Annotated in this window: 26 protein-coding genes and 1 pseudogene; 11 read left to right on the top strand and 16 right to left on the bottom strand. The window is 70.7% G+C overall.

Features of this window, described 5'->3' with window-relative positions:
* The first annotated feature begins 72 nt into the window (after positions 1-72).
* Entirely contained in the window at positions 73-483 is a 411-nt protein-coding gene (locus BCF44_RS25730) for a DUF4383 domain-containing protein (RefSeq protein ID WP_116176959.1), read from the top strand.
* Here BCF44_RS25730 and BCF44_RS25725 read toward each other — a convergent pair.
* Entirely contained in the window at positions 386-757 is a 372-nt protein-coding gene (locus BCF44_RS25725) for a glyoxalase superfamily protein (protein ID WP_116177304.1), read from the bottom strand. The two genes, BCF44_RS25730 and BCF44_RS25725, sit on opposite strands and share 98 nt — an antisense overlap.
* Before the next feature lie 81 nt (positions 758-838).
* On the opposite strand from BCF44_RS25725, the gene ypfJ reads away from it, so the two are divergent.
* The 3 genes and pseudogenes from ypfJ (at position 839) to BCF44_RS25715 (ending at position 2,729) form a co-directional block, all read left to right on the top strand.
* A complete protein-coding gene (gene ypfJ, locus BCF44_RS25720; protein WP_211353228.1) occupies positions 839-1,642 on the top strand; it encodes a KPN_02809 family neutral zinc metallopeptidase in 804 nt (267 codons plus the stop codon).
* A gap of 175 nt (positions 1,643-1,817) precedes the next feature.
* Positions 1,818-2,045, top strand: a pseudogene (locus BCF44_RS58620) (LuxR C-terminal-related transcriptional regulator); the annotation flags it as partial.
* Between the two features lie 69 nt (positions 2,046-2,114).
* Positions 2,115-2,729, top strand: a complete 615-nt coding sequence (locus BCF44_RS25715; protein WP_170217783.1) for a helix-turn-helix domain-containing protein — start codon at positions 2,115-2,117, stop codon at positions 2,727-2,729.
* Here the strand turns inward: BCF44_RS25715 and BCF44_RS25710 are convergent.
* The 7 genes from BCF44_RS25710 to BCF44_RS25680 are packed head-to-tail and all read right to left on the bottom strand — an operon-like array spanning position 2,713 to position 9,313.
* Complete coding sequence (locus BCF44_RS25710) at positions 2,713-3,783, bottom strand: branched-chain amino acid aminotransferase (protein WP_116176956.1); 1,071 nt, start codon at positions 3,781-3,783, stop codon at positions 2,713-2,715. The genes BCF44_RS25715 and BCF44_RS25710 overlap by 17 nt on opposite strands.
* The gene (locus BCF44_RS25705) at positions 3,780-4,643 is read right to left on the bottom strand and encodes a fumarylacetoacetate hydrolase family protein (RefSeq protein WP_116176955.1); all 864 of its coding nucleotides are present in this window, start codon (positions 4,641-4,643) and stop codon (positions 3,780-3,782) included. Before BCF44_RS25705 ends, BCF44_RS25710 begins: the two co-directional genes overlap by 4 nt.
* Before the next feature lie 2 nt (positions 4,644-4,645).
* Positions 4,646-5,056 carry an acyl-CoA thioesterase gene (locus BCF44_RS25700; protein ID WP_211353226.1) on the bottom strand — a complete coding sequence of 137 codons (411 nt, stop codon included), beginning with the start codon at positions 5,054-5,056 and terminating at the stop codon, positions 4,646-4,648.
* A 2-nt stretch (positions 5,057-5,058) separates the two neighbouring features.
* Positions 5,059-6,813, bottom strand: coding sequence for an acyl-CoA dehydrogenase family protein (locus BCF44_RS25695; protein WP_116176954.1), 1,755 nt, complete (start codon positions 6,811-6,813; stop codon positions 5,059-5,061).
* A 26-nt stretch (positions 6,814-6,839) separates the two neighbouring features.
* The gene (locus tag BCF44_RS25690) at positions 6,840-8,039 is read right to left on the bottom strand and encodes a beta-ketoacyl-[acyl-carrier-protein] synthase family protein (protein ID WP_116176953.1); all 1,200 of its coding nucleotides are present in this window, start codon (positions 8,037-8,039) and stop codon (positions 6,840-6,842) included.
* On the bottom strand, positions 8,039-8,281 hold the full coding sequence (locus BCF44_RS25685) for an acyl carrier protein (RefSeq protein WP_116176952.1): 243 nt from the start codon (positions 8,279-8,281) through the stop codon (positions 8,039-8,041). The genes BCF44_RS25690 and BCF44_RS25685 overlap by 1 nt, the downstream gene beginning before the upstream one ends.
* Positions 8,282-8,296: 15 nt before the next feature.
* Complete coding sequence (locus tag BCF44_RS25680) at positions 8,297-9,313, bottom strand: beta-ketoacyl-ACP synthase III (RefSeq protein ID WP_116176951.1); 1,017 nt, start codon at positions 9,311-9,313, stop codon at positions 8,297-8,299.
* Positions 9,314-9,447: 134 nt separating this feature from the next.
* On the opposite strand from BCF44_RS25680, the gene BCF44_RS25675 reads away from it, so the two are divergent.
* Together BCF44_RS25675 and BCF44_RS25670 are read left to right on the top strand one after the other, a co-directional pair.
* Positions 9,448-10,815: an FAD-binding oxidoreductase gene (locus tag BCF44_RS25675; protein ID WP_211353225.1), complete on the top strand. Its 1,368-nt coding sequence runs from the start codon at positions 9,448-9,450 to the stop codon at positions 10,813-10,815.
* Between the two features lie 36 nt (positions 10,816-10,851).
* Positions 10,852-12,297 (top strand): peptide ligase PGM1-related protein, encoded by a 1,446-nt coding sequence (locus BCF44_RS25670; protein WP_147328627.1) that lies wholly within the window; start codon positions 10,852-10,854, stop codon positions 12,295-12,297.
* Here the strand turns inward: BCF44_RS25670 and BCF44_RS25665 are convergent.
* The 4 genes from BCF44_RS25665 to BCF44_RS25650 form a co-directional block, all read right to left on the bottom strand.
* Positions 12,294-13,427 (bottom strand): HNH endonuclease signature motif containing protein, encoded by a 1,134-nt coding sequence (locus tag BCF44_RS25665; protein WP_116176948.1) that lies wholly within the window; start codon positions 13,425-13,427, stop codon positions 12,294-12,296. The two genes, BCF44_RS25670 and BCF44_RS25665, sit on opposite strands and share 4 nt — an antisense overlap.
* A 746-nt stretch (positions 13,428-14,173) precedes the next feature.
* A complete protein-coding gene (locus BCF44_RS25660; protein ID WP_116176947.1) occupies positions 14,174-15,424 on the bottom strand; it encodes an ATP-grasp domain-containing protein in 1,251 nt (416 codons plus the stop codon).
* 16 nt (positions 15,425-15,440) lie between these two features.
* A complete protein-coding gene (locus BCF44_RS25655) occupies positions 15,441-16,592 on the bottom strand; it encodes an MFS transporter (RefSeq protein WP_147328626.1) in 1,152 nt (383 codons plus the stop codon).
* A gap of 29 nt (positions 16,593-16,621) precedes the next feature.
* Complete coding sequence (locus BCF44_RS25650) at positions 16,622-17,857, bottom strand: ATP-grasp domain-containing protein (RefSeq protein WP_116176945.1); 1,236 nt, start codon at positions 17,855-17,857, stop codon at positions 16,622-16,624.
* Positions 17,858-18,097: 240 nt separating this feature from the next.
* Here BCF44_RS25650 and BCF44_RS25645 point away from each other — a divergent pair, with 240 nt between their 5' ends.
* The 5 genes from BCF44_RS25645 (at position 18,098) to BCF44_RS25625 (ending at position 21,835) form a co-directional block, all read left to right on the top strand.
* Complete coding sequence (locus BCF44_RS25645; protein WP_116176944.1) at positions 18,098-19,021, top strand: ABC transporter ATP-binding protein; 924 nt, start codon at positions 18,098-18,100, stop codon at positions 19,019-19,021.
* Positions 19,022-19,025: 4 nt separating this feature from the next.
* Entirely contained in the window at positions 19,026-19,784 is a 759-nt protein-coding gene (locus BCF44_RS25640) for a hypothetical protein (protein WP_116176943.1), read from the top strand.
* 283 nt (positions 19,785-20,067) lie between these two features.
* Positions 20,068-20,544: a MarR family winged helix-turn-helix transcriptional regulator gene (locus BCF44_RS25635; RefSeq protein WP_246015556.1), complete on the top strand. Its 477-nt coding sequence runs from the start codon at positions 20,068-20,070 to the stop codon at positions 20,542-20,544.
* A 102-nt stretch (positions 20,545-20,646) separates the two neighbouring features.
* Positions 20,647-21,021 (top strand): hypothetical protein, encoded by a 375-nt coding sequence (locus BCF44_RS25630; RefSeq protein WP_116176942.1) that lies wholly within the window; start codon positions 20,647-20,649, stop codon positions 21,019-21,021.
* Positions 21,022-21,034: 13 nt separating this feature from the next.
* Positions 21,035-21,835, top strand: a complete 801-nt coding sequence (locus BCF44_RS25625; RefSeq protein WP_116176941.1) for an Fpg/Nei family DNA glycosylase — start codon at positions 21,035-21,037, stop codon at positions 21,833-21,835.
* 1 nt (position 21,836) lies between these two features.
* Here BCF44_RS25625 and BCF44_RS25620 read toward each other — a convergent pair whose 3' ends face one another.
* The 4 genes from BCF44_RS25620 to BCF44_RS25605 all read right to left on the bottom strand — a co-directional run bounded on the left by BCF44_RS25620 (position 21,837) and on the right by BCF44_RS25605 (position 24,698).
* Positions 21,837-22,979 carry a serine/threonine-protein kinase gene (locus tag BCF44_RS25620; protein WP_116176940.1) on the bottom strand — a complete coding sequence of 381 codons (1,143 nt, stop codon included), beginning with the start codon at positions 22,977-22,979 and terminating at the stop codon, positions 21,837-21,839.
* Between the two features lie 56 nt (positions 22,980-23,035).
* Positions 23,036-23,911, bottom strand: a complete 876-nt coding sequence (locus tag BCF44_RS25615; RefSeq protein WP_246015553.1) for an oxygenase MpaB family protein — start codon at positions 23,909-23,911, stop codon at positions 23,036-23,038.
* 35 nt (positions 23,912-23,946) lie between these two features.
* Positions 23,947-24,045: a GMC oxidoreductase gene (locus BCF44_RS57760; protein WP_246015550.1), complete on the bottom strand. Its 99-nt coding sequence runs from the start codon at positions 24,043-24,045 to the stop codon at positions 23,947-23,949.
* A gap of 113 nt (positions 24,046-24,158) precedes the next feature.
* Positions 24,159-24,698 (bottom strand): winged helix-turn-helix transcriptional regulator, encoded by a 540-nt coding sequence (locus tag BCF44_RS25605; protein ID WP_116176939.1) that lies wholly within the window; start codon positions 24,696-24,698, stop codon positions 24,159-24,161.
* Positions 24,699-24,712: the final 14 nt, after the last annotated feature.

Below are 24,712 nucleotides of genomic sequence, written 5' to 3'. Positions count from 1 at the left end.
AGGGAGATCACCGATCGGCGGACAGGGTGCAATGGAACCGTTTGGCCGCCGGCGATCCGGGAATGCTCGGGCATGAGCACGGACCACGGCGGCTTCCAACTCGCGGCCTCGCAGAAGGTCACGCTGGTGGTCGGCGTGCTCAATCTCGCCGCGGCCGCGCTGCACGTGCTGCCGCTCAGCCCGGTCCAGCACTGGGCCCAGCTGGCGACCGGCGCCGCCGGTCTGCTGATGGCCCGCAGTCCGGACCGGGCCCGGCTGTTCGGGATGCTGCTCGTGGTCGGCTACGGCGCAATGCTGGCGTGGGACCTGGAGACCGCCACGTCGTTCGGCGCCTGGCTGCCGGTCCGGATGATCGCCTCCGGCGTCGCCATCGAGGTGGCGGCGGTCAGGACGGGCGGACGATCTGCTGGAGCGCCCAGTGGTTCCCGTCCGGATCGTCGAAGAACACGAAGCGACCCCAGGCCTGGTCCTCGACCTCGCTGACCGGCGCGCCGCGTTTCACCAGCTCGGCGTGCACCTCGTCGGCGTCGGCGACGACGGCCTGGAGGCCCTTGACCGTGCCGGGCTCGGCGGTCGTGAGGCCCTTGCCGAAGGCGATCGAGCAGGCCGAGCCGGGCGGGGTCAGCTGGACGAAGCGGATCTCCTCGCTGACGGTGTGGTCGTGGTCGAGGTTGAAGCCGATCTTGTCCACGTAGAAGTCGCGCGCCCGGTCGACGTCGGTGACCGGGATGATGACCAGTTCGAGCTTGATGTCCATGGCGACCATGCTAGGCGTCATTGCGGACAGATTCGGTCCTCGATGTGCGCGGCGATATCGGCCTGTTTACGATCGAGCCTCGTGATTCGCGTGCGGAGTGCCGCCTGGCTGCTGGCCGCGCTGATGCTGGCAGCCTGCGGCGGTGTGCCGCAGACATCCGAGACACCGTCGGTTTCCAACGGCCCGAGCGACCGGCTGCCCGGCTTCCCCGACGCCCCGGCCACGCCCCCGGTGACGCCGCCGCAGACCGTCGACCAGGTCCAGCAGTTCGTCGGCGGCGTGTTCACCGACGCGCAGGCCCAGTGGACCAAGGTGTTCGCGGCGGCGGGCGTCGGCTACCGGCCGGCCAGGATGGTGCTGTTCACCTCGGCCGTGCGGAGCGGCTGCGGGCCGCAGACCTCCGCGGTCGGGCCGTTCTACTGCCCGGCCGACGACACCGTGTACCTGGACGTCACGTTCTTCGACGAGATGAGCAAGCGGTTCGGCGTTTCGGGCGACTTCGCGATGGCCTATGTGGTCGCCCACGAGGTGGGCCACCACATCCAGAACGTCACCGGCGTGAACGCCGCCGTCGCCAAGGCCGAGCGGGCCCAGCCGTCCGCCGCCAACACCCTGTCGGTGATGACCGAGCTCCAGGCCGACTGCTATGCCGGCGTGTGGGCGCACTCCACGTACCGCCGGGGGCTGCTCGAACCCGGCGACATCGAGGAGGCCCTCAAGACCGCGGCCGCCATCGGCGACGACTTCCAGCAGAAGGCCGCCACCGGATCCGTGCGACCAGAGGAGTGGACGCACGGCTCGTCGGCGCAGCGCCAGCAGTGGCTGACCGCCGGCTACCAGTCCGGCCAGCCCGGCTCCTGCGACACCTTCGCCAAGGGCGTGTAACGCGGCCGCCGCGAAGTCGGCAACTAGCTGTGTGAGCCGCGGCCGGTGGCCCAGAGGGGAGGTCGCCGGCCGCCGGTCTACCCGGTGAACGGGATTTCCCCGATGTTGTGAGGGGTGGGGGTGCGCCCAGGATTCAACCCGACGCGACGCCGAACCGGTTGGGGGATCGTTGAGCGTGCGGGCTGCCGCAGTGACTCGAAGTGCGGACTTCGCGGAGCAGGGTGACGGGTGGCGCGCCGCGCTGACCCGGGTCGACACCCTGTCCGACCGTGAACTGGAGGTGTTCGACCTGCTGGCCGAGGGGTTGTCGAACCGGACGCTGGCGCAGCGCCTGGGCGTCACCGAGCGGACGGCCAAGGCCCACGTGGCCCGGATCCTGCTGAAACTGGGGCTGGAGTCGCGGCTGCAGGCGGGCCTGATCGCGCTGTCCCTGGCCACGACGCTGGACGTGCCCGCGCCCCGGCTGCCTATGATGACTGTTCATCGAAGCGAACAGTCGACCAGTGGAGCGAACGTGGCCGAGCCCGAGGACCACGCGGCGAAGGCGCCGCTTGACCTGGTGTCGGTCGCGCTGCGCCGGGAGCGCACCCGCGCGGGCCTGTCGCTGGCCGAGGTCGCCCGCCGGGCCGGCATCGCCAAGTCCACGCTGTCCCAGCTGGAGTCGGGCACGGGCAACCCGAGCCTGGAGACCCTGTGGGCGCTGTGCGTCGCGCTGAACGTGCCGTTCTCCCGGCTGCTGGAGCCGCCGCGGCCGGTGGTGCAGGTGATCCGCGCCGGTGAGGGGCCCCGCGTGTCGTCCGGCGAGGCCGACTACCAGGCGACGCTGCTCGCGACGTGCCCGCCGAACGCCCGCCGCGACATCTACCGCATCGCCGCCGAGCCCGGCGCGCCGCGCGCCTCCGACCCGCACATGCCGGGCGTGGTGGAGCACGTCGTGATCAGCGCCGGTCGCGCGCTGGTGGGGCTCAGCGAGGACCCGGTGGAGCTGGGGCCGGGGGACTGCATCTCGTACCCGGGCGACCGCCCGCACGTGTTCCGCGCGCTGGAGCCGAAGACCTGGGCCGTCCTGGTCACCGAGCACACGTGATCTCGTGCATCCAGCCGTGCCGATCGGGCCGCGTGCCGGCCTGGATTCCTTGAAGCTCCTCGCGCAGCCTCACCGTCACCGGTCCCGGCGCGGGGATGCGGAATTCGCCGTCGACGCCGACGGCGCGGTCGACCGGCGTGATCATCGATGACGTGCCGCAGGAGAACGTCTCGGTGAGCGCGCCGGATTCCGCGTCCTTGCGCCATTGTTCGACGCTCACGCCCTCTTCGGCGGCTGGGTGTCCGAGGTCGGCGGCGAGCGTGAGCAGCGAGTCGCGGGTGACGCCGGCGAGCAGCGTGCCGGTCAGCCTCGGCGTGACCAGCTTCGAGCCGTAGACGAAGAACATGTTGCTGGTGCCCATTTCCTCGATCCAGCGGCGCTCCACCGGGTCCAGCCACACGACCTGGTCGCAGCCGTGCTCGCGGGCCTGCTGCTGCACGAGGATCGTGCCGGCGTAGTTGCCGCCGCACTTGGCCGCGCCCGTGCCGCCGGGCGCGGCCCGGCAGTGCTCCGTCGACACCCACACCGACACCGGCTTGCCGCCGAAGTAGCTGCCGACCGGCGAGGCGATCAGCACGAACAGGTAGGCGTTCGACGGCCCGTGCAGGCCCAGCGACGGCTGGGTGGCGATCATGAACGGCCGCAGGTAGAGGCTGCGGCCCTCGCCGTGCGGGACCCAGTCCCGATCGGCGCCGACCAGCAGGTCCACCGCCTGCATGAAGACGTCCACCGGCAGTTCCGGCATGGCCATCCGCGCCGCCGACCGGTTGAGGCGCTCGGCGTTGGCCCGCGGGCGGAACGTCACGATCGAGCCGTCGGCCCGCCGGAACGCCTTCATGCCCTCGAAGATCTCCTGGCCGTAGTGGAAGACCTGCGCCGACGGCTCCAAGGCCAAGGGGCCGTAGGGTTCCAGCCGGGCGTCGTGCCAACCGCTCGACCATTTGACGGTCACCATGTGGTCGGTGAACACCTGCCCGAACACCGGATCCGCCAACAGGCGCTCACGTTCCCGCGCCGGCCGTCGCTCGGCCGGGATCGTGCTGAAAGTGATCATCCGATCGCCTCCACGACCCGCGCCGCCCGGCATCGCTGGGCCTGCGCGCCCAGCCCACCGACCTCGGCCTCGACCAGATCGCCGGGCCGCAGGTACGGCTCGTCCGGGCGGCCCAGTGCGACGCCGCCAGGGGAGCCCGTCAGCACCACGTCGCCGGGATTGAGCACCATGAACTGGCTGAGGTACCAGATCAGGTGGTGCACGTCGAAGACCATGTCCGCGGTGCTGGCCTGCTGCATCAGCCGGCCGTTCACCCGGCACGTCAGCGCCAGCGAACCGGAATCGCCGGCCTCGTCCGGCGTCACCAGGTACGGCCCGAGCGGGGTGAACGACTCGAAGGACTTGCCCTTCAACCACTGCCCGCCGCGCTCCAGCAGCCAGCCGCGCTCGGAGACGTCGTTTGCGGTGCAGAACCCCGCGATGTGCTCGGCGGCTCGGGTGCTGTCGGGGAGGTACTTGGCCTTCCGGCCGATCACCACCGCCAGCTCGACCTCCCAGTCGGTCTTGTCGCCGCCGGGCGGGATCACCAGATCGTCGTACGGACCGACCATTGTGGACGGTGCCTTGCTGGCCACGATAGGCTCGTCCGGCAGCGCCATGCCGGCATCCGCGGCGTGCGACCGGTAGTTCAGGCCGATGGACACCAGGTGCCCGCCCGGCCGCACCGGTGGCCCGACCCGGGTGGTGCGGGGATCCACCACGGGCAGGCCGTCGGTCGGCCCGAGCTCGCGCAGGAAGTCCGGGTCCAGCGCGGCGCCGGTCCAGTCCGGCACCCACGCCGACACGTCCCGCACCACGCCGTCCCGATCCTCGACACAGGGCCGTTCCTCGCCGGGACGGCCCATCCGCAGCAGTCGCATGCTCAGCCTTCCTCGAGATACTTCTCGAAGAACGCCGTCTCGGCGTCCGTCAGCCGCCGGGGGCGGTTCTTCACGTAGTCGAACGGCGCCATCACGGTCCTGGCGGTGGCGTAGACGTGGTCGTCGTCGCGGACGGTGTAACCGATGGAGACGGTCGCCGTCTCCAGCCGGGTCACCCACATCTCGATGTCCACCGGCGCCAGCCGGTGCACCAGCCGCCACTTGTAGTCGATCTCGTGCCGCACCACCACCGACCCGTCGCGGAAGAAGGCGTCGCCGTCGGCCGGGGCCATCAGGTAGATGAAGTCCACCCGCGCTTCCTCCAGGTAGCGGAGGAAGACGACGTTGTTGACGATGCCGTAGACGTCCATGTCGGCCCACCGCAGCGGGCACCGGTACACGTGTCGCGCCACGATCAGGTCCCGACCGTCTGCTGGAACGCCGCGAGGTAGTCGTCGGCGGCGATCGGCGCCCGCAGCAGTTCCGGCGTCAGCCCGAAGCCGTCGATCAGGGTGTTCACGTGCGGCAGGATCTGAGCGCACTGCGCGTCGATCACGGCCGGCAGGCGCTCGACCTGTTCGGCGGTCATCGCGCCACGGGCCAGGTACAGCCCGGCGTCGCGCTGGATCTCGGTGAGCCCGTACAACGCCGCCAGCGGACGCAGGATCTCCGATCCCGTCTTGAGGAGCTGCTCCAACGCGATCCGGACGCCGCGGACTCGGGCCATCGCCAGCGCCGGGTTGATGGCGTTGTTCCAGCCGGCGAAGTAGCCGGTCTCGGCGGCCATCGCCGTCCGTGCGGCGGCGCGCAGGGTGTGTTCGCGGTAGCGCAGGAGTTCCACGTGCCGGACGGGATCCGCGATGTCCCGGTCGTGCGGCCAGGGCACTGCCGGCTCCGGGGCGTCGTCCCTGCGGGCGAGCATCTGGCCGGCCGTGGTGGCCAGCAGCACCTGGCTGTCGCCCTCGGCGGTGACCAGGCCCTGCAACAGCGAGCCGTAGTCCGCGATCCGGTTGACGCTGAATATCCCCTGCGCCCCACAGCGTTCGCGGCACACCGCGACGACGTCCGTCATCTCCCAGGTGGACAGCGCCTTGGTGATGGAGATCAGGTCGTTCAGCTCGGGGTTCTCGCCGGCGAGGAACTCCCGCTTGGCGTGGTTGAGCAGGAACGTCATCGCGTACACCTTGGCCAGCGCCGTGAACAGCGCGAGCTGGTGGCTGCGGTAGGCGAGGATGGGAACGTCGTCGCGGCCGGGCGCGTTGGTGAGGCGATTCGCCGCGTAGCGCAGGGCGATGTACACGCTGGCCTTGCCCGCGCCGACCGCGGCGCTGGACACGCACAGCCGGCCCGGCAGGATGCGGCTCATCGCCCTCAGGAAGCGCTTGCGCCGATTGCCGCCGGTCGCGCGGAAGGTGCCGTCCTCGTCGAATGTCGCCATATCGCCGAGCAGCAGGTTCTTGCGAGGGATCCGGACGTGGTCGAACCAGGTGAGGCCGTTGTCCAGGCCCTGCACCGGCTTCTCCGGGCACGGCACCGCCCGGATGCCCTCACACAGTCCATTGTGGTCGCTGATCCGGACCAGGAACGGGAAGACGCCCTGCTCCTCGCCGTCGGCCCGCAGCCGCGCCATCACCACGGCGATCTTCGGGATGTCCCGGAAACCGCTGTAGGACATGTACTTCTGCGCCGCCGCGTCCGGGGTGTTCAGCACGAACGTCTCCGTCTCGCGGTCGTACACCGCCTCGGTGCGCAGCGCCGCCACGTTGTTGCCGTAGCCGAGCTCGGTCGCCATGTACGGCCCGAAGGAGGAGAGACCGTCCAGCTCGGCGATCATGTCCTGGAGGTCCGGGCGGTCCAGGCCGTGGTCGAACACCGTGCCCAGACACAGGTTGTAGTGCACCATCAGCAGCGAGAACGTCGACACGTCCAGCAGCGACGGCCACTCCGCGAGCGCGAACAGCCGGCGCGGGTCGCGCAGGATGTCCAGCGGCCGGGCCAGCTTGCCGTGCAGGTGCCGGCAGCGCTCGTAGGCCAGCCGGCCGGCCTCGGGCAGGCTCAGGCCCTCGCGCGGGTCGAAGATCTCGTCCAGCAGCGCAGCGCGGACGTCCTGGTGCGCCTCGTCGTACGTGCCGTCGTGGACCAGCCGGAGGAGCTCGGCGGCCGGGGTCATCGGTTCTCCTTGGTCGATGGGGTGGTTCACGCGGCGAGCAGCAGGGCGGTGTTCTGGCCGCCGAAACCGAAGGAATTGCTCAGCGCCACGTCGATCCGGCCGGTTCGGGCCGCCTTGAACACGAGGTCGATGTCGGCCACCGGGTCGGGGTCGGTGAGGTTCGCCGTCGGCGGCACGACCCCGTGCCGCACGGCCAGCGCCGCGAATGCGGCCTCGATGGCGCCGGCGGCGCCGAGTGGGTGCCCCGTGACGCCCTTGGTCGAGCTCACCGGCACGTCGGCGCCGATCAGGTCGCGGATCACCGCCGATTCCACCCGGTCGTTCATCGGGGTAGAGGTGCCGTGCGCATTGACGTAGCCGACGTCGCGGCCGGTCAGCCCGGCATCGGCCAGCGCCGCCTGGACCGCCAGCCGGGCCCCACGCCCCTCCGGATGCGGCGCGGTCGCGTGGTGGGCGTCGGCCGACGCGCCGTAGCCGATCACCCGCGCCAGCGTGTCCGCACCGCGTGCCCGGGCGTGTTCCTCGGACTCCAGCACCACCACGCCGGCGCCTTCGCCCAGCACGAAGCCGTCCCGCGCCACGTCGAACGGGCGCGATGCCGTCTCCGGATCGGCGTTCCGCGACAGCGCCCGCATCCGGGCGAAGGCGGCCGAGTAGAACGGCGTCACCGGGGCCTCGGCGCCGCCGGCGATCACGATGTCGGCGGTGCCCAGGCGCAACATGTCCCGCCCGATGCCGATCGCCGTCGCGCCGGACGCGCACGCGGTGCACGGCGCCAGGCAGGGGCCCGTGGCGCCGAACTCGATCGCCACCTGGCCGGCGGCCATGTTGAGCAGCCCCATCGGCAGCGTCAGCGGCGACACCGTCGACGGTCCGCCCTCCAACAGCTCGCGGTGCTGCTGCTCGAGAGAGGCCGTGCCGCCCGCCCCCGAGCCGATCACCACCGCCACCCGGGAGCCTTCCCAGCCCGACGGGTCGAGGCCGGCCTGCCGCAATGCCTCCTGCGCCGCCGCGAGGGCGAAACGCGTGTAGCGGTCGAACTTCCAGGCGTTGTCGGCGGCGAAATCCGGCACCCGACACGAGATCCGCACCGGCAGACCGTCGAGCTCGGGGTCGACCGCCGCGGTGCCCTGTCCCGCCACCACCCGGTCCCAGTTCGCCGGCACGCCGACGCCGGCGGAGGTGACGAGCCCGATCCCGGTGATCGCCGCCGCGAAACCCGTCATCAGACCTTCTCCGCCAGCTTCTCGTCGAGCTTGTCCACGACCTCGCCGATCACCGACAGCTCCGCCATCTCGTCGTCGGAGATGTCCACGGCGAACGCCTTGTTCAGCGCGGTGCCGAACTCGATCTGGGACAGCGAGTCGAGGTTGATGTCGTCGAAGGACGACTCCCGGCTGACCTCGGCCGGATCGATGTCGAACCGCTTGGCCAGCACCGCGACGACGGATTCGAAGGTGGTACCCACAGCGTTGTCTCCTCCTCAGTGCACGGTCTCGACCGGGACGTCCGGCCAGACCAGCGTCGTCGACCCCCAGGACAGGCCGGCGCCGAACGCCGACAGCAGCACGCGATCGCCGGCCCGCAGCTGACCCCGGTCGACGCAGTCGTTGAGCAGCAGGGGGATCGAGGCCGCCAGCGTGTTGCCGACCCGGTCGATGTTGACCGCGACCTTCTCCTGCGGCAGCCCCAGCTCCTCGGCGACGGCTTGCACGATCCGCACGTTGGCCTGGTGGCCGACGAACAGATCGACGTCCGCCACCGCCCAGTCGGCGTCCTTGAGCGCCCGCCGCGACGAGGCGCTCATCCGCTCGACGGCTTGCGTGTACAACGGTCGACCCGCCATCTGGAGGTACCACTCGTTGGTCGGCACCTCGGCGAAGCCCAGCCCGACCGCCGACCGCTGCCGCGACCCGCCGGCCGGAATCGCCAGCAGGTCGGCGCGGGCGCCGTCGCTGCCGAGGTCGAATCCGCCCAGCGCACCGGGTTCCTCCGGCTCGCCCCTTCGGAGCACCACCGCCCCCGCCCCGTCGCCGAAGATCGGCGCGGTGTTGCGGTCGTCCGGGTCGACGAGGGTGGTGAACGCCTCCGCGCCGATGAACAACACGCTGTCGGCGACGCCGGTGGCGATCAGGCCGTTGCAGGTGGCCAGACCGTACAGGAAGCCGCTGCACGCGGACGTCAGGTCGAAGGCCGCCACGGTGTCCAGGCCCAGCAGGTGCGCCACCTCCGGCGCGACCGCCGGACAGAGCCGGTCGAACGACGTCGTCGCCAGCACCACCGCGTCGACCGTCGTCCTTTCGGCCGACCGCAGCGCCCGCTTGCCGGCCTCCACCGCGAGGTCCCTTGTGGACGCTCCATCGGCCACCTTGCGCCGCTCGCGGATGCCCGTGCGAGCCACGATCCACTCGTCCGAAGTGTCCAATGTGGAGCACAGGTCGTCGTTGGTGACGACCGTCGGCGGCAGATAGCCGCCGATACCGGTGAGCACCCCCAGCATTGTCGGTCCTCTCCACGTCCTCGCTGCTTGGGTTCGATCACACCAGCGCCGGCCCGGCCGGTTCAATTGGCCCTAAGGGCAACGGCCAACGGCCATGATTGATGCTCACGCCGCGGCGAAATAGGGTCGGACGCATGGGCGTGACGTTTCCGGAGCTCGACCGAATCCTCCCCGCCGGCCGCGTGGTCACCGACCCGGACGTGATCGTCCGCTATGCGCGCGACGAGGCCGCCGCTGCCCCGTATGCCACGCCGGCCGCCGTCGTTCGGCCGCGCTGCACCGCCGAAGTTGCCGCGCTGGTAGAGTTCTGCGCCGTCCGGGGCATCCCGATCGTCGCTCGCGGCGCGGGAACTGGCCTGTCCGGCGGGGCCAACGCCGTTTCCGGTTGCTTGGTCGTGTCGTTCGAGTCGATGAACCAGATCGTCGACATCGATCCCTTGGAACGCCTCGCCGTCGTGCAGCCCGGTGTCGTCAACGCCGATCTGCGCGCGGCCTGTGCGGTGCAGGGCCTGTGGTATCCGCCCGATCCGGCCAGCGCCCCGTGGTCCACCATCGGCGGCAACGTCGCCACCAACGCCGGCGGCGTGTGCTGCGTGAAGTACGGCGTCACGCGCGATTACGTGCTCGGCATGGAGGTCGTCTCCGGTCGCGGCGAGGTTGTGCGCCTCGGTCGCCGTACCGCCAAGGGCGTCGCCGGCTACGACCTGTCCGGCCTGATGGTCGGCTCGGAGGGCACCCTGGGCCTGGTCACCGAGATCACGCTTCGCCTCCGCGGCGCTCGACCGCCGGAGAGCACCATCGTCGGGTACTTCGATGACCTGCCCATCGCCGGCCGGGCCGTTGCCGCCGTCACCGCGTCCGGCGTCGTGCCCAGTGCGCTGGAGCTCGTCGACCGCTTCTGCCTGCGCGCCGTCGACGAGTGGAAGAACATGGGTCTTTCGGACACCGGCAACGTGCTGCTGCTCGCCCGTTCCGACGTTCCCGGCGAGGCCGACACCCTGCTCGAGTGCTTCGCCTCCGCCGGCGCCACCTGGCAAGCCCGCTCCACCGACGAGGCCGAGGCCGACGCCCTGTTCGCCGCCCGGCGGCTGGTGTATCCGGCCCTGGAGCGGCTCGGCCCAGTGCTCACTGAGGACGTCTGCGTGCCGCGCACCCTCGTGCCGCGCATGTTCGAGGCCATCGAGGGTATTGCTGAGTCATGTGGTGTTCGCATCGCCAGTCTCGCCCACGCCGGTGACGGCAACCTTCACCCCATGATTGTCCTCCCGCCGGGCGACACCGACACCGCCCGCCGCGGTCACGCCGCCATGGAGCGTATCGTCGATGCCGCTCTCGCTCTCGGCGGCACCGTCACCGGCGAGCACGGCGTCGGCCTGTTGAAGATGCGCGGCCTGGCCGACGAGGTCAGCCCGGCCGTGCTGGACATGCACCGCCGGGTCAAGGACGCCCTCGACCCGGCCGGCATCTTCAACCCCGGCAAGGTCTTTCGCCCGAACCGGTGATGGTGATGCCGGGCGTCCGCAGGAAGGATCATGGCCATGATGTGGATATCGGTGCAGAGCCGGGAATGCAGCCCCGCGGTGCTGGAGCGCCTGGCCGGTTCGACGTTGTATCCGGAGCGTCCCATCGGCGCCGCGATCCTCGCCGCCCTGCACCGCCCCGGCGGTTCCGTGATCTGCGTTTCCGCGCCCGCCATGGAGGACATGGCCGCCCAGATCGCGTACTTCGGCCGTCTCGCCGGCCACCCGTCTGTCGGCGACCGCGTCACCGTGTTGTCCATTGCGGACCGTTCTCCCCGCTGGCTCAGCGAGAAGCTCCTGGACGCGACCCATCCCGACGCCATCGCCGCCCGTTCTTTCCTGCACGACGCCGTCGCCCGCGAACGCGCCGCCGGCCGCGAAGTGCTCCTGTCGTACTTCGAACCGTCCGAGCCCTTGGAACGCCTGGCTTCCTCGCTGGGCGTCATCCCGGAACAGGCCCCTTCCTGGTCCATCCCTTTGGGCACCAAGGCCGCCAGCCGCTCATTGTTCTCGTCGCTGGGCGTCCCCGTCGCTCGGGCCACCCCTCTCGTCCGCTCCCTCCCCGACCTGGCCGCCGCCCTCGTTCCTCTGGTGCAGTCCGGCATCCACCGTTTCGTCTTGAAGCTGGACTCCACCGCCTACGCCGCCGGCATGGGCAACGCCCTCCTCGACCTTCCGGACGTCGCTTCGGCCGCCGACGTCGAGGCCCTCCTACCCAGCGCCCAGGTCATCGACACCACTCTCGCCTGGCCCGCCTTCGCCGACCTGGTGGCCGAGGCCGGCATCCTCGCCGAGGAGTTCCTGACCGGCGACGACTTCGCCAGCCCCAGCTTCCAGGGCCGTTTCACCGCCGACGGTCCCGTCGCCGTCTCCACCCACGAACAGGTCCTGGCCCCCAACGGCCAGACCTACACCGGCTCTCGCTTCCCGGCGGACGCTTCGTACCGATCCACCGTCATGGACCTGGGCCTCCGCGTAGGCACCGCCTTGGCCGCCCAGGGCATCCACCGCGGCGACTACGGCGTCGACTTCATAGCGGTCCTTCGTTCCGGCAGCTGGCACCTTTTCGGCTGCGAGATCAATCTCCGCGCCACCGGCACCCGCCACGGCTTCGACATGGTCAGTCATCTCCTCGGCGTCACCCCCGACCCCTCCGGCGACTTCCGCGTCGGCCCCTCCCGCCGCGTCTACCTAGCCTCCGACAGCATCGCCTCAGACCGCTACATCGGCCTCCGTCCCCACACACTCATCGACGCCGTCGAACGTTCCCCGCTCCACTTCGACCCCGTCCGCAAACGCGGCGTCGCCCTGCACCTGCTCAGCACCCTCCCCGCCTACGGCAAGTTCGGCGCCGTCTGCATCGCCGAGTCCGTGCCGGAGGCCGAGGCCATGCAGGACGCCCTGCGTTCCCTGGCCGCCGACCTGGCCCAGCCCACCGCCGACCGACGGCAGGGCGCCTGCTAACCCGATCTGAGTTCGGCAGGTGGCGTGAAGACCGGTTGTCGGTCGATGATCTTCACGGTCCATTTCGAGTGGTGGATCATGCGGTGGTGCGTGCTGCAGAGCAGTACGAGGTTGTCGAGGCTGGTCCATCCGCCGTCGGCCCAGTGGGTTACGTGGTGTGCGTGGCATTGCCTAGGTCTGCGATGACATCCCGGGAAGGCGCAGCCTTTGTCCCTGATGATGAGTGCTCGCCGGATGGTGTTGGGGATGGTGCGGGTGCTGCGTCCGATGTTGATGGGTGCGGAGTTGTTGTCGATGATCATGCGGTAGGTGGTGCTGTCGCAGGCGATGCGGCGGGCTGATTCGGCGTCGATGGGGTCGCCGCCTTGGATCTCGGCCATGCCGATGTGCTGGAGGAATTCTGTCGCGTTCATGGTGATGGCGAGGTGGGGGCGTTCGCCGCCTTCGTCGGGCAGCTTGTCGCTACCGGCCGCGAGCTCGATGATCTCGGTGAAGGCGTCGCCCTGTCGCTGCGGGGTGGTGCGGGTGTCGTCGGCCGTGGGCTTGGCCAGCGGACTGATCAGTGCGGCGAGGAGTGCGCCGCTCTCCTGGTCGATGGTGCCTCGGAAGGCGACGGATCCGTCAGGGCGGCTGCCGTAGTGGAACTCGCGTTTCGGCTGTGCGAGGTCGTCTTTGGGTTCTGGTCCGTCCTGGTCGAGCAGGACGAGGATTCGTTTGGCGGCTAGGCGGAACTGGTGGATCGGGAGGTGGGTGTTGTGGAGCAGTTCGGCTTCGACTTTGTCGCGGTCCAGGATCGGTGCTTGGGCTAGGGTTTCGTTCAGAACGGTGAGCTGGTCGGCGTCGATTTTGCCGGCGCGGGCAGCGTCCCGGACTGCGTCCCTGCCGAAGAGTTGTGCGTGGGCGACGATCTGTAACGCGTCTTTCTTGGTGACGCGCAACTGAGTCTGGACCTGCGCGACCAACGACACCCGGTCTTCCTTGGAGCGCCCGGTGCGGTTCCACAGCTCCGCGACCATCTCGACCAAGCGCGTGTAGGCGGCGCGGCGGAGGTCTTGGGCTTCACTACAGGCGTGCCAGAGCGACGTGTCGTCCATCCGCCATGCGGCGGTGGGATCCCAGGTCGCTTCCATGCTCCTATTCTACCGCTCTGACCAGCAGTTTTGCCTTGCCGTCCCGAGGAATACCCGTTCGAGTGAGGCAATGGAAAGCGCTTTCCCCAACCTGTCGGCGTCCCTGACTTCCTCACCCGTCCAAAGCCCTCTGTAGAAGCAACCACCTACGGAGCAGGCCGCAAACCACCTGGCGTGCGCCCCGCCTGAAATGAGCGAACTGGGCAACTATCACGCAGGCCCGCAACCACGGTCCGGGGTGGCGGTGGGGAACATGGTTGGTGGTGAGGGATGGGGCGGGTGGGCGGGAAGCCCACGCACTACGGCCTGAGGGGGTGGTGGCGCGGGCGGTCGGTGGTGGAGATTCGTGGGGCGGGTGGGGAGTTCGCGCGCTGCGGCCTGAGGGGGCGGTGGCGCGGGCGGTCGGGGGTGGAGATTCGTGGGGCGGGTGGGGAGCTCGCGCGCTGGGGTCTGAGGGGGTGGTGGCGCGGGCGGTCGGTGGTGGAGATTCGTGGGGCGGGTGGGGAGTTCGCGCGCTGCGGCCTGAGGGGGTGGTGGCGCGGCCGGTCGGTGGTGAAGATTCGTGAGGCGGGCGGGGGAGTCCACGCACTACGGCCCGTAGGGGATGGCGGCGCGGACGGTTGGCAATGGGGGTTAGGGCGGATGGGTGGGAAGCCCACGCACCATGGCCGAACCCGTGGAGACGCGGACGGCGGCCGGTGAAGAGTGGCATGGTGCGCCGGGGGTGATGTTGGAGGCGGGGACAGTCATTCGATCACGAGCTCCTTCTCCAGCTCCCGGATCGCCTCCCGGTCGGCTCGGGTCTGCTCAGCACTCTCATGCGCCAGCACGATGTACCCCATGGTCATGCTCGTCCACAGGTCCGTACTCGCCTCCACCCGGTCGCCGCTCCGAACCACCTGCACCGGCGAGTGGTAGCTCTCCAGCGATTTAGCCCGGTCGAAGATCTCGGCGTTCCGCACCACCCCCGACGAATGCGCGATCAGGAACACCGCCAGGTAGTGTTGACGCAGATCGAAACCGGCGGGCAGCCGATCACCCCGTCCGGCGCAGACGTCCACGATGCGGGTGACCTGACTTTCCCCGGTCGCCATCAACGTGATCGCCGGACTCCCGACCCCGGACAGCCGAGGGTTGATCTCCACCAACCGGGGCCCGTCCTCGGTCATCATGATCTCGGTGTGAGCGGCCCAGTTCCGCAAACCGACGGCGTCCAACGCGGCCAAGGCGTACTCGATCAACGATCCATACGCAGCGGTGTCGTAAGGCAGCCACTCCATGCTCTCGTACACGGCCATGCCCTCGCCGCGCCGAACCTTGCGGTACTCCAACATGTTCGTGACGGAATGCCGACCGTTCACGCTGACGGTGTCCACCACGAATTCCGTGCCGGTGACGTACTCCTGCACCAGCACCTGATCGTTGAACACCCCGAGCTTGTCCCGACGATCCAGCAGCGCGGCGAACTGCTCCCGCCAGCCGACCCCGCCCGCCGCCAGGCTCACGCCGACGGTGCCACCGCTGGCCGGGGGCTTGATGACCAGGTCCCGACCGGTGAGCCCCTCGCGCAGAATCCACGCGGCGACCTCGTCGGCGTCACGGGTGCAGATCTGGCGGATGACCGGCAAGCCGGCAGCAGCGAGCGCCTGGTGCATCAGGTACTTGTTCTGACGGGCGGGCAGCAGTTCGGGCACATTCGCGGCATCCAGGCCCAGCGCCCCGGTGAGCTGCTCGGCGATGTGCAGCGATCGCTCGGCGCCGGGAATCACCGCGATGGGGCCGAGCGCGGCGAGACGGTCGACGGTGCCGTCGAAGTCGCCGAGATGGTTGACGACGGCGTCGTAGTCGTCGAGGTGCAGGGTGGGACGCGCGGCGGCGTGCTCCCGGCCGGGGGGATAGGTGACGGCAACGGGACTGAACCCGGCCGAGCGCAGGGCGGGGCCAAGCAGAGCGGCCGAACTGTACGGCTCAAGAACGGCGACGACGGGCTTGCCCATGACGAAAATCCTCTGATCAGAAGGAAACGAGGTCTTCAACGCGACGCACCCGACCACCGGCGATGACCGGTACGGCGGCAAGAACCGCGCATCCGCCGGTCACCAGCCACACGGCCGAGCTTGACACCTGCCACAGCACGGTGCCCACGACCGGCCCGACGGCGCAGCCGAGCTGCTGGGCGGCGGTGGCGAAGGAGATGTAGTGCGTACGGAGATCGGCCGGCGCGACGAGGCCGGGATAGGCCAGCATCGACGGCGCGGCAACCGTTTCGCCGAGCGTCCAGGCCAACGTCGCCACCACCAGCATCGGCACGCCGCCGGGCACGAGGTACAGCATCTCGCCGACGCCCAGCAGCGCCATACCCAAAGCCATCGGCAACCAGGTCGGCAGCGACTGCGTCCACCGCGACACCAGTACTTCCAGCGTGATCACGACAAAACCGTTGACGGCCAACAGAAGCGCGTACACCGACGCCGGCTGCCCGATGCCGGTCACGAAGAGTGGCAGGGCTGCGGACGCCTGCACGTAGGCGACGGCAACCAGGAACAACGCGGCAGCCACCACCATGAACCGGGTGTCGCCCCACACCCGCCGGCCACCGCCACGCGACGCACGCACAGGAGCCACAGAAGGCCCCGCCGCCGGCAGGAACACAACGGCGATCAGACAGAACGCCAGCGTCGTCACGGCGTCGGCATAGAAGAGCAGGTCGTACGAGTACTGCACGATCACCGCCGCCAGCAGCGAACCGAGGGTCACGCCGAGGTTGAACGCCAGGCGTTGCACGGCGAACACCATCACCTGCTGGTTGGCCGGGGTCAGCTCGACCAGCCACGCGGTCGCGGCCGGCAGTCCGACCCGGGTCGCGAACCCGATGGCGGCGGCGATCGCCAATGCTGCAACGGGCAGGAAGACCAACGCCACCGTCAGCACCGCCGCCGCGCCGAGCGAGCCGGCGATGGTCGCGCGGCGGCCGAACCGGGCGCAGACCGTGCCGCCCATGGCGCTGCCGATCACCCGACCGATCATCAACGCCGCGAGCGCAAGGCTGGCCTGCCACGGGGAAACCCCGCGATGCACGAGGAACAGCACCAGGAAGGCGTTCAGGAAGGACGTCAGGTTGTTCACGAACACGCCGACGACGAGCAGCCGAGCGGTGCCGGTCATCGACCGGAGCGTGCCGGTGACGGTGGCGCTCACAGCGGCACGCCCGTCACGTCGAAGAACCGCCCCGGATCCGCCACGGCCGCCCGTGCCTCCGACACCGTGTCCGCGACGGCGATCACGCAGCCCAAGCGGGCGATCTCCTTGGGCGGCAGCCGAAGCACGCGGCCGGGCCGTACGGCGAGGTGCGCGGTGTGCACCGGTCCGGTCACCAGCTCCCGCCGCACACGACAAGAGGTGACCTCCATGTCGTGGTCGGGCACGGCGAACCGGATCGACGCCGCGCCGGCACGATCACGTGTGACCTCAGCCGGCATCACGCCGGCGGCGACGTCCGCGGCGGCCAGCGACTCGTCGTAGCCGGAGGCGAGGTGCCCCAGGCGGGGAATCAGGTCGCCGCCCATCCGCGGGTTGATCTCGACCACGCAGAACCCGCGAGGCGTCAGCTTCAGTTCCGTGTGGGTCACGCCGTAACGGAATCCGACGGCGGCGTGGCTGCGCGTCAGCGCGTCCAGCAGCACCGGATCGGACAGCAGCGGGTCGGCGGCGTCGACGTCGTGGCCCTGCTCGTCGAACTCGAACGGCGGCTTCCCGCCCAGCAGCTTGTGCGCGACGACGATCGGCTGGCACCTGCCGTCGTAGAACACGCAGTCCACGGCGATCTCGGGCCCGTCGAGGAACTCCTCGACGATCACGTGCCGCTCGAACCGCTCCACACCGGGCAGCGACGCGCCGGCGGTGAGCACATAGGCCGCGGCGAGCTCGTCGGCATTCGACGCCTTGCGCACGCCGACGCTGCCGGCGAGGTTGCGCGGCTTGACCACCACCGGATAGCCAATGGCGGCGGCCACGCTCAGTGCCTCCGGCAGCGTGGACACGGCCGTCGACAGCGGCTGCGGCAGCCCGGCGTCCCGGATCGCCGCGCGGGTGGCGCTCTTGTCACGGCAGCGGGCCACGGCGTCCGGATCCCAGGTCTTGAACCCGAGTTCCACACTGATGGAAGCCGCGGATTCCACGAATCGCTCGTCGTAACAGAAAACGCCCGCGACCTCGTGGTCGAGGGCGACCTCGTGGGCGGTGGCCGCCAGCCTGTCCCGCTGCGCGCAGTCGACCAGCGTGTGCGACTCGATGAACGGCGTCTCCCAGGTGGGCGGCGTCGCGTTGAGCAGCCACAACCGGTACCGCCGGGACACCGATTCGAAGATGTAGGCGCGAAAGTCCGCCCCGGCGCTGCCCACCATGAGCAGCAGCGGCTTGTCCTGGGCCACCGGATGTTCCCCCGTCTCGGCACGGCAGCGTCCATCAGATCGAACGCGGCGACGCGTATAGTGAACGCGTCCGGAATCGTTTGTCAAGCCGAACGACCAGTAGTGCAGAACGAACGACGCCGAACGGCGTAAGCCCCCGTCCGACCCGGTGTCGGATCGGCAACGGCGGCGCGGTTCGCCAGCGAAACCGGCGGCGTGGTCGTAGCGTCACGGACGTACTGCTTCGGGAGGGGAGTGGCTGTGATCGAAGCCGTGGGCCTGACCAAACGCTACGGCCCGACGCTGGCGGTGGACGACCTGTCGTTCACCGTGCGACCGGGCGTGGTCACCGGCTTTCTCGGGCCGAACGGCGCGGGCAAGTCGACCACGATGCGACTGATCCTCGGTTTGGACCGGCCGACCAGCGGCGTCGTGCGCATCGACGGCAAGACCTACCACGAGCTGGACCGTCCACTGCGGACGGTCGGCGCGCTGCTGGACGCGAAGTGGGTGCACCCCAACCGGTCCGCCTACGCGCATCTGCTCTGGATGGCCCGGTCCAACGGGCTGCCCAAGCGCCGTGTCCAGGAGGTGCTGGACCTGGTCGGCCTCACCGCGGCCGCGAAGCGGCGGGCCGGCGCGTACTCGCTGGGCATGTCGCAGCGGCTGGGCATCGCCTCGGCGCTGCTGGGCGACCCGCAGGTGCTGCTGTTCGACGAGCCGGTGAACGGCCTGGACCCCGAGGGCATCGTCTGGATCCGGACGTTCATGCAGAGCCTGGCCGCGCAGGGTCGCACGGTGCTGGTGTCCAGCCACCTGCTGTCCGAGATGGCCGTCACCGCCGAGGAACTCGTGGTGATCGGCCGGGGCCGCCTGATCACGCAGTGCACCACCGCCGAGTTCATCGAGCGGTCCTCGGCCGCCACCGTGTTCGTCCGCAGCCCGCAGCTGTCGAAGCTGGAACCGGCCCTGGCGGAGAAGGGGTTCACCGTCGAGACCGACGGCGAGGGCCTGAAGGTCAGCGGGGCCAGCACCGAGGAGGTCGGCGACGTCGCCGCGGCCGTGGGCGCCGTGGTGCACGAGCTGACCGCCAAGCGCGCGTCGCTCGAACAGGCCTTCATGGCGCTGACCGAGGACGCGGTGGAGTACCAGACCGGCCACGACGTCGTCACCGAAGGGGCGTGACCCGATGGCGCTGCTCGCCGTGGAGCGCATCAAGCTGTTCTCCACCCGGTCGCCCTGGTGGTGCATGCTGCTGGCGCTGGGGCTGACCCTGGGCTTCACCGGCCTGATCGTGGCCAACGCCGGGGGCGTGTTCGTGCTCTCGGTCGCCACCACGCAGGTCGCCTACAACTTCGGCCTGATGGTGATCATGGTGATGGCCGCCCTGGCCATCACCACCGAGTACCGGTTCGGCACCATCCGCGCGACCTTCCAGGCCGTGCCGAAACGCACCGCCGTGCTGGTCAGCAAGACCGTGGTGGTCGCGCTGCTGGCCGGCGTCGTCGGCGAGATCATCGCCTTCGGCTGTTGGGGCCTGTCGCGGCTGATCAAGCCGGACGCGAGCCTGGCCATCCAGACCGCCGACGACTGGCGCAACGTCGCCGGCGTGGGCCTGGTCTACGTGGTCGGTGCCATCCTGGCGCTGGGCGTCGGGCTGCTGATCCGGCAGACCGCCGGCGCGGTGGCCGTGATCCTGGTGTGGTCGCTGCTGGTGGAGAGCCTGGTCGGGCTGATCCCGACAGTGGGCGTGAAGATCCAGGCCTGGCTGCCGTTCAACGTCGCGAGCCATTTCCTGCACGGCGATCAGCAGCTCGTCGCCGGCGGGCAGGGGGCGTCCGGCATCCACTACCAGATGGGCGTGTGGGTCTCGATGCTGTACTTCGCCGGCGTCGCGGTCGCGCTGCTGGCGGCCGGGATCGTGGCGGCGAACGTCCGGGACGCCTGACGTCGTCGGGGCATCGCGTGCGGCGCCCCGACGAACGGTCCTATTTGGACGAACGGTACCCGCCGCGCCGAAACTCCTCGACCAGCGTCGGCCGGCTCGGGCGCCAGTGCAGTTCGGTCTGCGCCCGGTGGCGGCGGCCTGGTCGAGGAGCAGGACCTCGGCGAAGTAGTCGCCGAGCCGCGCCCGCGCCTGCGCGTCGGAACCGGCGACCGCGCCGGCTGCGCCGACCGCGTCCGCCGCCGCCTCGTCCAGCTCCGCGCTCGTCGCTTCGGCGGGGCTCGCGGTGTGCACGGCCCCGTCGGGGTCGCTCAGCGCCTTCACCAGCGCGACCTGGTCGTGGAAGTCGACGACCGGCGTGGTCCGGCTGATCACGCGGCTGCCGTGGGCGATCGACACCCAGCTCCGGCGGGACGCCGACGTCAGCATGGTCGAGTACATGGCGATGGCCATGCTGGCCGAGGCGCCGCACTGGACGCTGCGGACGAGCCGGCTGGCCGAGAACACCGGCACCTCGCTGTCCCACCTGGTCACGCGGTTGGAGTCGCGGGGCCACGCCCGGCGCGAGCCCGACCCCGCCGCCGGCCGCTTCACCAACGCCATCCTGCTGCCCGCCGGCCTGCGCAAGCTGGAGTCGGCCGCGCCCGGTCGCGCCGCCTACGTCCGGCGGCTCGTGGTCGACGACCTCACCGCCGAACACCTGCGCCTGCTCTGCCGGGAAGCCGAGCGGATCCTCCAGCGCACCGATTCACCCGCCCGCTGACCTGCGGCGGCCGGGGCTCGGATCTACAGTCGCCACGTGAACCCGCCCGGGGTTCTGCTCGTGTGTCAAGCGGGGCCGGAACACGCGTAGTGGAGGACCGTCATGGGATTGGTGCTGCGGATCGTCGTCGCGGTGGCGCTGCTGGGTTCGGCCGCCATCCACTTCTTCCTCTTCAGGCAGGGATACCCGGGCATCGTGACCCCGCTTTTCCTGCTCAACGCCATCGGCGGGCTGGTGCTGGCGATCGCCGTGCTGGCCTGGCGGCACTGGCTGCCGGCGCTGGGCGCGCTCGGCTTCGGCGTGCTGACCCTGGGCTCGTACACGCTGGCCGCGACCGTCGGCTTCCTCGGCCAGCACGACCAGTTCAACAGCCAGCCCGAGTACTGGGGCGTGATCACCGAGGCGGTGTGCATCATCGGCGGCATCGCGCTGCTGGCCATGCGCAACCGCGCGGCCGTGGGGTCCGCCGCGCGCTGACTAGACTCGGGCGGTGCCTGAACTTCCCGAGGTCGAGTCGGCCCGGTCGGTCATCGAGCGGGCGGCGCTCGGGCGGTTGATCGTCGAGGTCGACGACTCCGACGGCTATGTGACGCGCCCGCACAGCCCCGGCGAGATCCGTGCCGCGGTCATCGGGCGTCGCCTGGTGGCCGCGCACCGCCGGGGCAAGAGCCTGTGGTGCGACACCTCGGACGGGCCGGCGCTGGGCATCCACCTGGGCATGTCGGGGAAGATCGTCATCGCCGACGCCGACGGCGGCGAGATCGACGGCGGTGACTACTGGGAGGGGCGCCGCGTCGCCGGCGACTACCGGTGGTCGCGGTTCTCCCTCACGTTCGACGACGGCGGCCGGATGATGCTGGTCGACCCCCGGCGGCTCGGGCGGATCACCCTGGACCCGCCGGTGGACCGCCTCGGGCCGGACGCCGCCACCATCACGCCCGGCGCGTTCCGGGCGGCCCTGGCCACGGGCACCGCGCCGGTCAAGGCCCGGCTCCTCGACCAGCACGCCGTCGCCGGCATCGGCAACCTGCTCGCGGACGAGATCCTGTGGCGGGCCCGGGTCCATCCGGCCAAGCCGGTGGACGAGCTCGAGCCCGATGAGGTGGGCAAGGTCCTGCGCGCCACCCGTGCCGCGGTGAAGGCGGCGCTGGCCGGCGGCGGGGTGCACACGCTCACCGTCATCCCGTTCCGGCGGGCGGGCGCGCTGTGTCCTCGCGACCGTGCGCCGATGGCCCGCGGCACCGTCGGCGGCCGCACGACGTGGTGGTGCAGCGGCGAGCAGGTGCGCTGACTCAGTGGTGCTTGCCCTTGCCCGGGGGCGGCCCGTGGTCGTTGTTCTTGGCCTGACCGGGCGGAACCTGACTGGGCGGAACCTGGTCCGTCGGATCCTGAGGCTGTACGACGACCGTGGCGGGGGTGGTCGTCGTGCTGGTGGAAGTGGTCGTCGTCGGAGGCGACGTGGTGGAGGTCGAAGCCGGGGGAGGGGCGGTGGTCTCCGCGGTCGGTTCCACGGGCCACAGCGCCAAAGCGAACGCGCCGCCGGCCGCGAGGACCGCCCCGATCAGCACCGCGCCCATGGGGCGCCGACGAGGCTGCGGCAGCGGGATCGTCGCCAGTTCGACGGCGTCGAGCCGGGCGAAGCGCTCCGCGCACTCCACCGCCGACGGCCGCCGCGCGGGGTCCTTGTGGGTCATGTCGGCCAGCAGCAGCGCCACGGGGCCCGGCAGCCCGTCCGGGATCTCCGGATCACGCGTGAGCCGGGCCAGCGCCGCCTCGGCCTGGCTGCCCTGGTACTCCTGCCGACCGGTGAGGCACTGGAGCAGCACCAGGCCCAGGGAGTACACGTCGGAGGCCGGCGTCGCCGGCTGGCCGCGGACCTGCTCCGGCGCCAGGTAGGCGGCGGTGCCGACGATCTCGCCGGAGCGGGTGATGCTGTCCCCGCCGATCAGCCGGGCCAGCCCGAAATCCGCCAGATAGGGCTCGCCGTCCAGGCCGATCAGGATGTTCGACGGCTTGATGTCCCGGTGCACGATGCCGCGCGCGTGCACGTACGCCAGCGTCGGCAGCAGCCGGCCGGCCAGCGCCGCCATCCTGTCCACGGTGAGCCGCTCGCGGTCCAGCGCCGCGTGCAGGGTCGGGCCGTCCACCAGCCGCATCACCAGGTACCGGCTGTCCCGGAACTGACCCGCGTCGTACACCACGACCAGGCCCGGGTGCGACAGGCCGGCGAGCAGCCGGGCCTCGTCGTCGAACCGCCGGCGGTCGAGCGCGTTGGACGTCCCGGTGAACCGCTTGATCGCCACCGGCCGCTCCAGCCGCAGGTCGTACGCCCGGTACACCTCGGCCATGCCGCCGCAGCCGAGCAGCGCGCCGATGCGGTAGCGGTGGGACAGCAGTGGTCGCTCGCTGGTCGCGTCGAACGGGTCACCGTCCACGTATCGGCCTCCCCCGTGCTCGGGAACGCCACTGGGTACCCGAATCCCGCGAGAATCTACACGTCCGGCCGTGACCGAGTGTCAAGGATCCAGCGCAAAGCGGTGACCAGCGTGTGTCCGGCGGCGCGGACCGCGGTCGCCTCGGTCAGCGGCAGGTAGGGCAGGCGCAGCGGCCAGCGGGCCCAGGCGGGCAGCATCGCCACCGACGACGCCGCCAGCACCGCGTACGCCGGTCGCGCCGGCAGCGGCAGGGGAGCGTTGAGCAGCAGGAACCTGGCCGCGGCGCGGGCCTGCGGGGTTCCCGCCAGCTCGGGCCGGAAACCGGCCAGCCTGGACGTCAGCTCGGCCCGGGTCCGCGGCGGGTCCGGCACGCCGAGCTCCGTCCCGATTCGCGCCATGTCGGCGACGTAGCCGTCGGCGCCGGCCTCGTCCAGCGGCTCCGCGCCGTAACGCTGGTGGCAGCGCAGGAAGCTGTCCACCTCGGCGACGTGCACCCACTCCAGCAGGTGCGGATCCCCGGCGGCGTAAGGGCGGCCGTCGGGCGCGGTGCCCCGTACGCGCCGGTGCACGGCCTTCACGATGGCCACCGCCCGCTCGGCGTCGTCGGCGGTGCCGTAGGTGGTGGTGGCCATGAAGGCGCTGGTCCGTTGCAGCCGTCCCCACGGGTCGCCGCGGTAGTCGGAGTGCGCGGCGACGGCGGCCATGGCCAGCGGATGAAGTGATTGCAGCAGCAACGCCCGCAGGCCGCCGATGAACACCGCCGCGTCGCCGTGCACGACCCGGATCGGCCGGTCCGGCGCGAACCAGCGCGGCCCGGGCGTGTCCATGATCCGGTGGTGCATCTCGGCGGCGTTGGGCCCGGCGACCTTGCCCGACAGCCCGGCGGCGAGCCAGAGCCGGACCTTCGTCAACTCCCTGTCGAGAACCTCCACAACCGGTCATTGTCCGCCGATCCGGCCGGATTTGCTCACCCTGCGACGAGTTCCGCCGCCCGCTCCGCGATGGCCATCACGGTCGCGTTGGTGTTGGCTCCGATGACCGACGGCATCACGGACGCGTCGGCCACCGTGAGGTCGACGCCATCCGGCGGTACGGAACAGGAGCCGGCAATTCGTGCCGACGGCTCGTGCCCGATCGGCGAGGGATCCTCATGCCGATCCGGACACCGTGGACCGACGCCTACGCCTGCGCCGCCCGGCCGGTCACGATCGGTTCGAGCAGCCGGCGCGGCTGGATCATCGCCTCGGAAACCGGGTCCAGCTCGGCGGCCGACGGCGCGAAGCCGGGGCCGGCCTCGATGCGGATGTCCGGCACGGGAACGAGTTCGCCGCAGATCTGGCACTTGTTGTCCGCGCCGATCAGGCCGTTGTCGGCGTCGTGCCGCAGGGCGCGCTTGACGCCGGCCGGCGAGTACGACTCGTCGCCCCAGTGCATCATCGCCCGCACGACCGGCCACAGCGCGATGCCGCGATCGGTGAGCTTGTACTCGACGAGGCCGGCGGCGTCCTCCTCCCGTACCAGCACTCCCTCCCGTACCAGGGTCTTGAGCCGGGCCGTCAGCACGGCGCGCGGAATCCCGAGCTGGGTGGCGAAGTCGCCGAACCGGCGGACGCCGTGGAACGCGTCGCGGACGATCAGCAGCGTCCAGCGCTCGCCGACCACCTCCAACGCCCGGGTCAGCGAGCAGTTGCGCTCCGCGTACGTGTTCGGCAGCACCATGTTCCCAGCCTACC

This window comes from Kutzneria buriramensis (assembly GCF_003387475.1).
Classification (GTDB): domain Bacteria; phylum Actinomycetota; class Actinomycetes; order Mycobacteriales; family Pseudonocardiaceae; genus Kutzneria; species Kutzneria buriramensis.
This window is presented reverse-complemented; position numbering and strand designations above follow the sequence as displayed.

Bases quoted from the DNA above. Each gene is read 5' to 3' on its own strand.
- BCF44_RS25730 (WP_116176959.1), top strand. From the start codon at position 73: ATGAGCACGGACCACGGCGGCTTCCAACTCGCGGCCTCGCAGAAGGTC.
- BCF44_RS25725 (WP_116177304.1), bottom strand. From the start codon at position 757: ATGGACATCAAGCTCGAACTGGTCATCATCCCGGTCACCGACGTCGAC.
- BCF44_RS25715 (WP_170217783.1), top strand. From the start codon at position 2,115: ATGACTGTTCATCGAAGCGAACAGTCGACCAGTGGAGCGAACGTGGCC.
- BCF44_RS25710 (WP_116176956.1), bottom strand. From the start codon at position 3,783: ATGATCACTTTCAGCACGATCCCGGCCGAGCGACGGCCGGCGCGGGAA.
- BCF44_RS25705 (WP_116176955.1), bottom strand. From the start codon at position 4,643: ATGCGACTGCTGCGGATGGGCCGTCCCGGCGAGGAACGGCCCTGTGTC.
- BCF44_RS25695 (WP_116176954.1), bottom strand. From the start codon at position 6,813: ATGACCCCGGCCGCCGAGCTCCTCCGGCTGGTCCACGACGGCACGTAC.
- BCF44_RS25690 (WP_116176953.1), bottom strand. From the start codon at position 8,039: ATGACGGGTTTCGCGGCGGCGATCACCGGGATCGGGCTCGTCACCTCC.
- BCF44_RS25680 (WP_116176951.1), bottom strand. From the start codon at position 9,313: ATGCTGGGGGTGCTCACCGGTATCGGCGGCTATCTGCCGCCGACGGTC.
- BCF44_RS25675 (WP_211353225.1), top strand. From the start codon at position 9,448: ATGGGCGTGACGTTTCCGGAGCTCGACCGAATCCTCCCCGCCGGCCGC.
- BCF44_RS25670 (WP_147328627.1), top strand. From the start codon at position 10,852: ATGATGTGGATATCGGTGCAGAGCCGGGAATGCAGCCCCGCGGTGCTG.
- BCF44_RS25665 (WP_116176948.1), bottom strand. From the start codon at position 13,427: ATGGAAGCGACCTGGGATCCCACCGCCGCATGGCGGATGGACGACACG.
- BCF44_RS25660 (WP_116176947.1), bottom strand. From the start codon at position 15,424: ATGGGCAAGCCCGTCGTCGCCGTTCTTGAGCCGTACAGTTCGGCCGCT.
- BCF44_RS25655 (WP_147328626.1), bottom strand. From the start codon at position 16,592: ATGACCGGCACCGCTCGGCTGCTCGTCGTCGGCGTGTTCGTGAACAAC.
- BCF44_RS25640 (WP_116176943.1), top strand. From the start codon at position 19,026: ATGGCGCTGCTCGCCGTGGAGCGCATCAAGCTGTTCTCCACCCGGTCG.
- BCF44_RS25630 (WP_116176942.1), top strand. From the start codon at position 20,647: ATGGGATTGGTGCTGCGGATCGTCGTCGCGGTGGCGCTGCTGGGTTCG.
- BCF44_RS25605 (WP_116176939.1), bottom strand. From the start codon at position 24,698: ATGGTGCTGCCGAACACGTACGCGGAGCGCAACTGCTCGCTGACCCGG.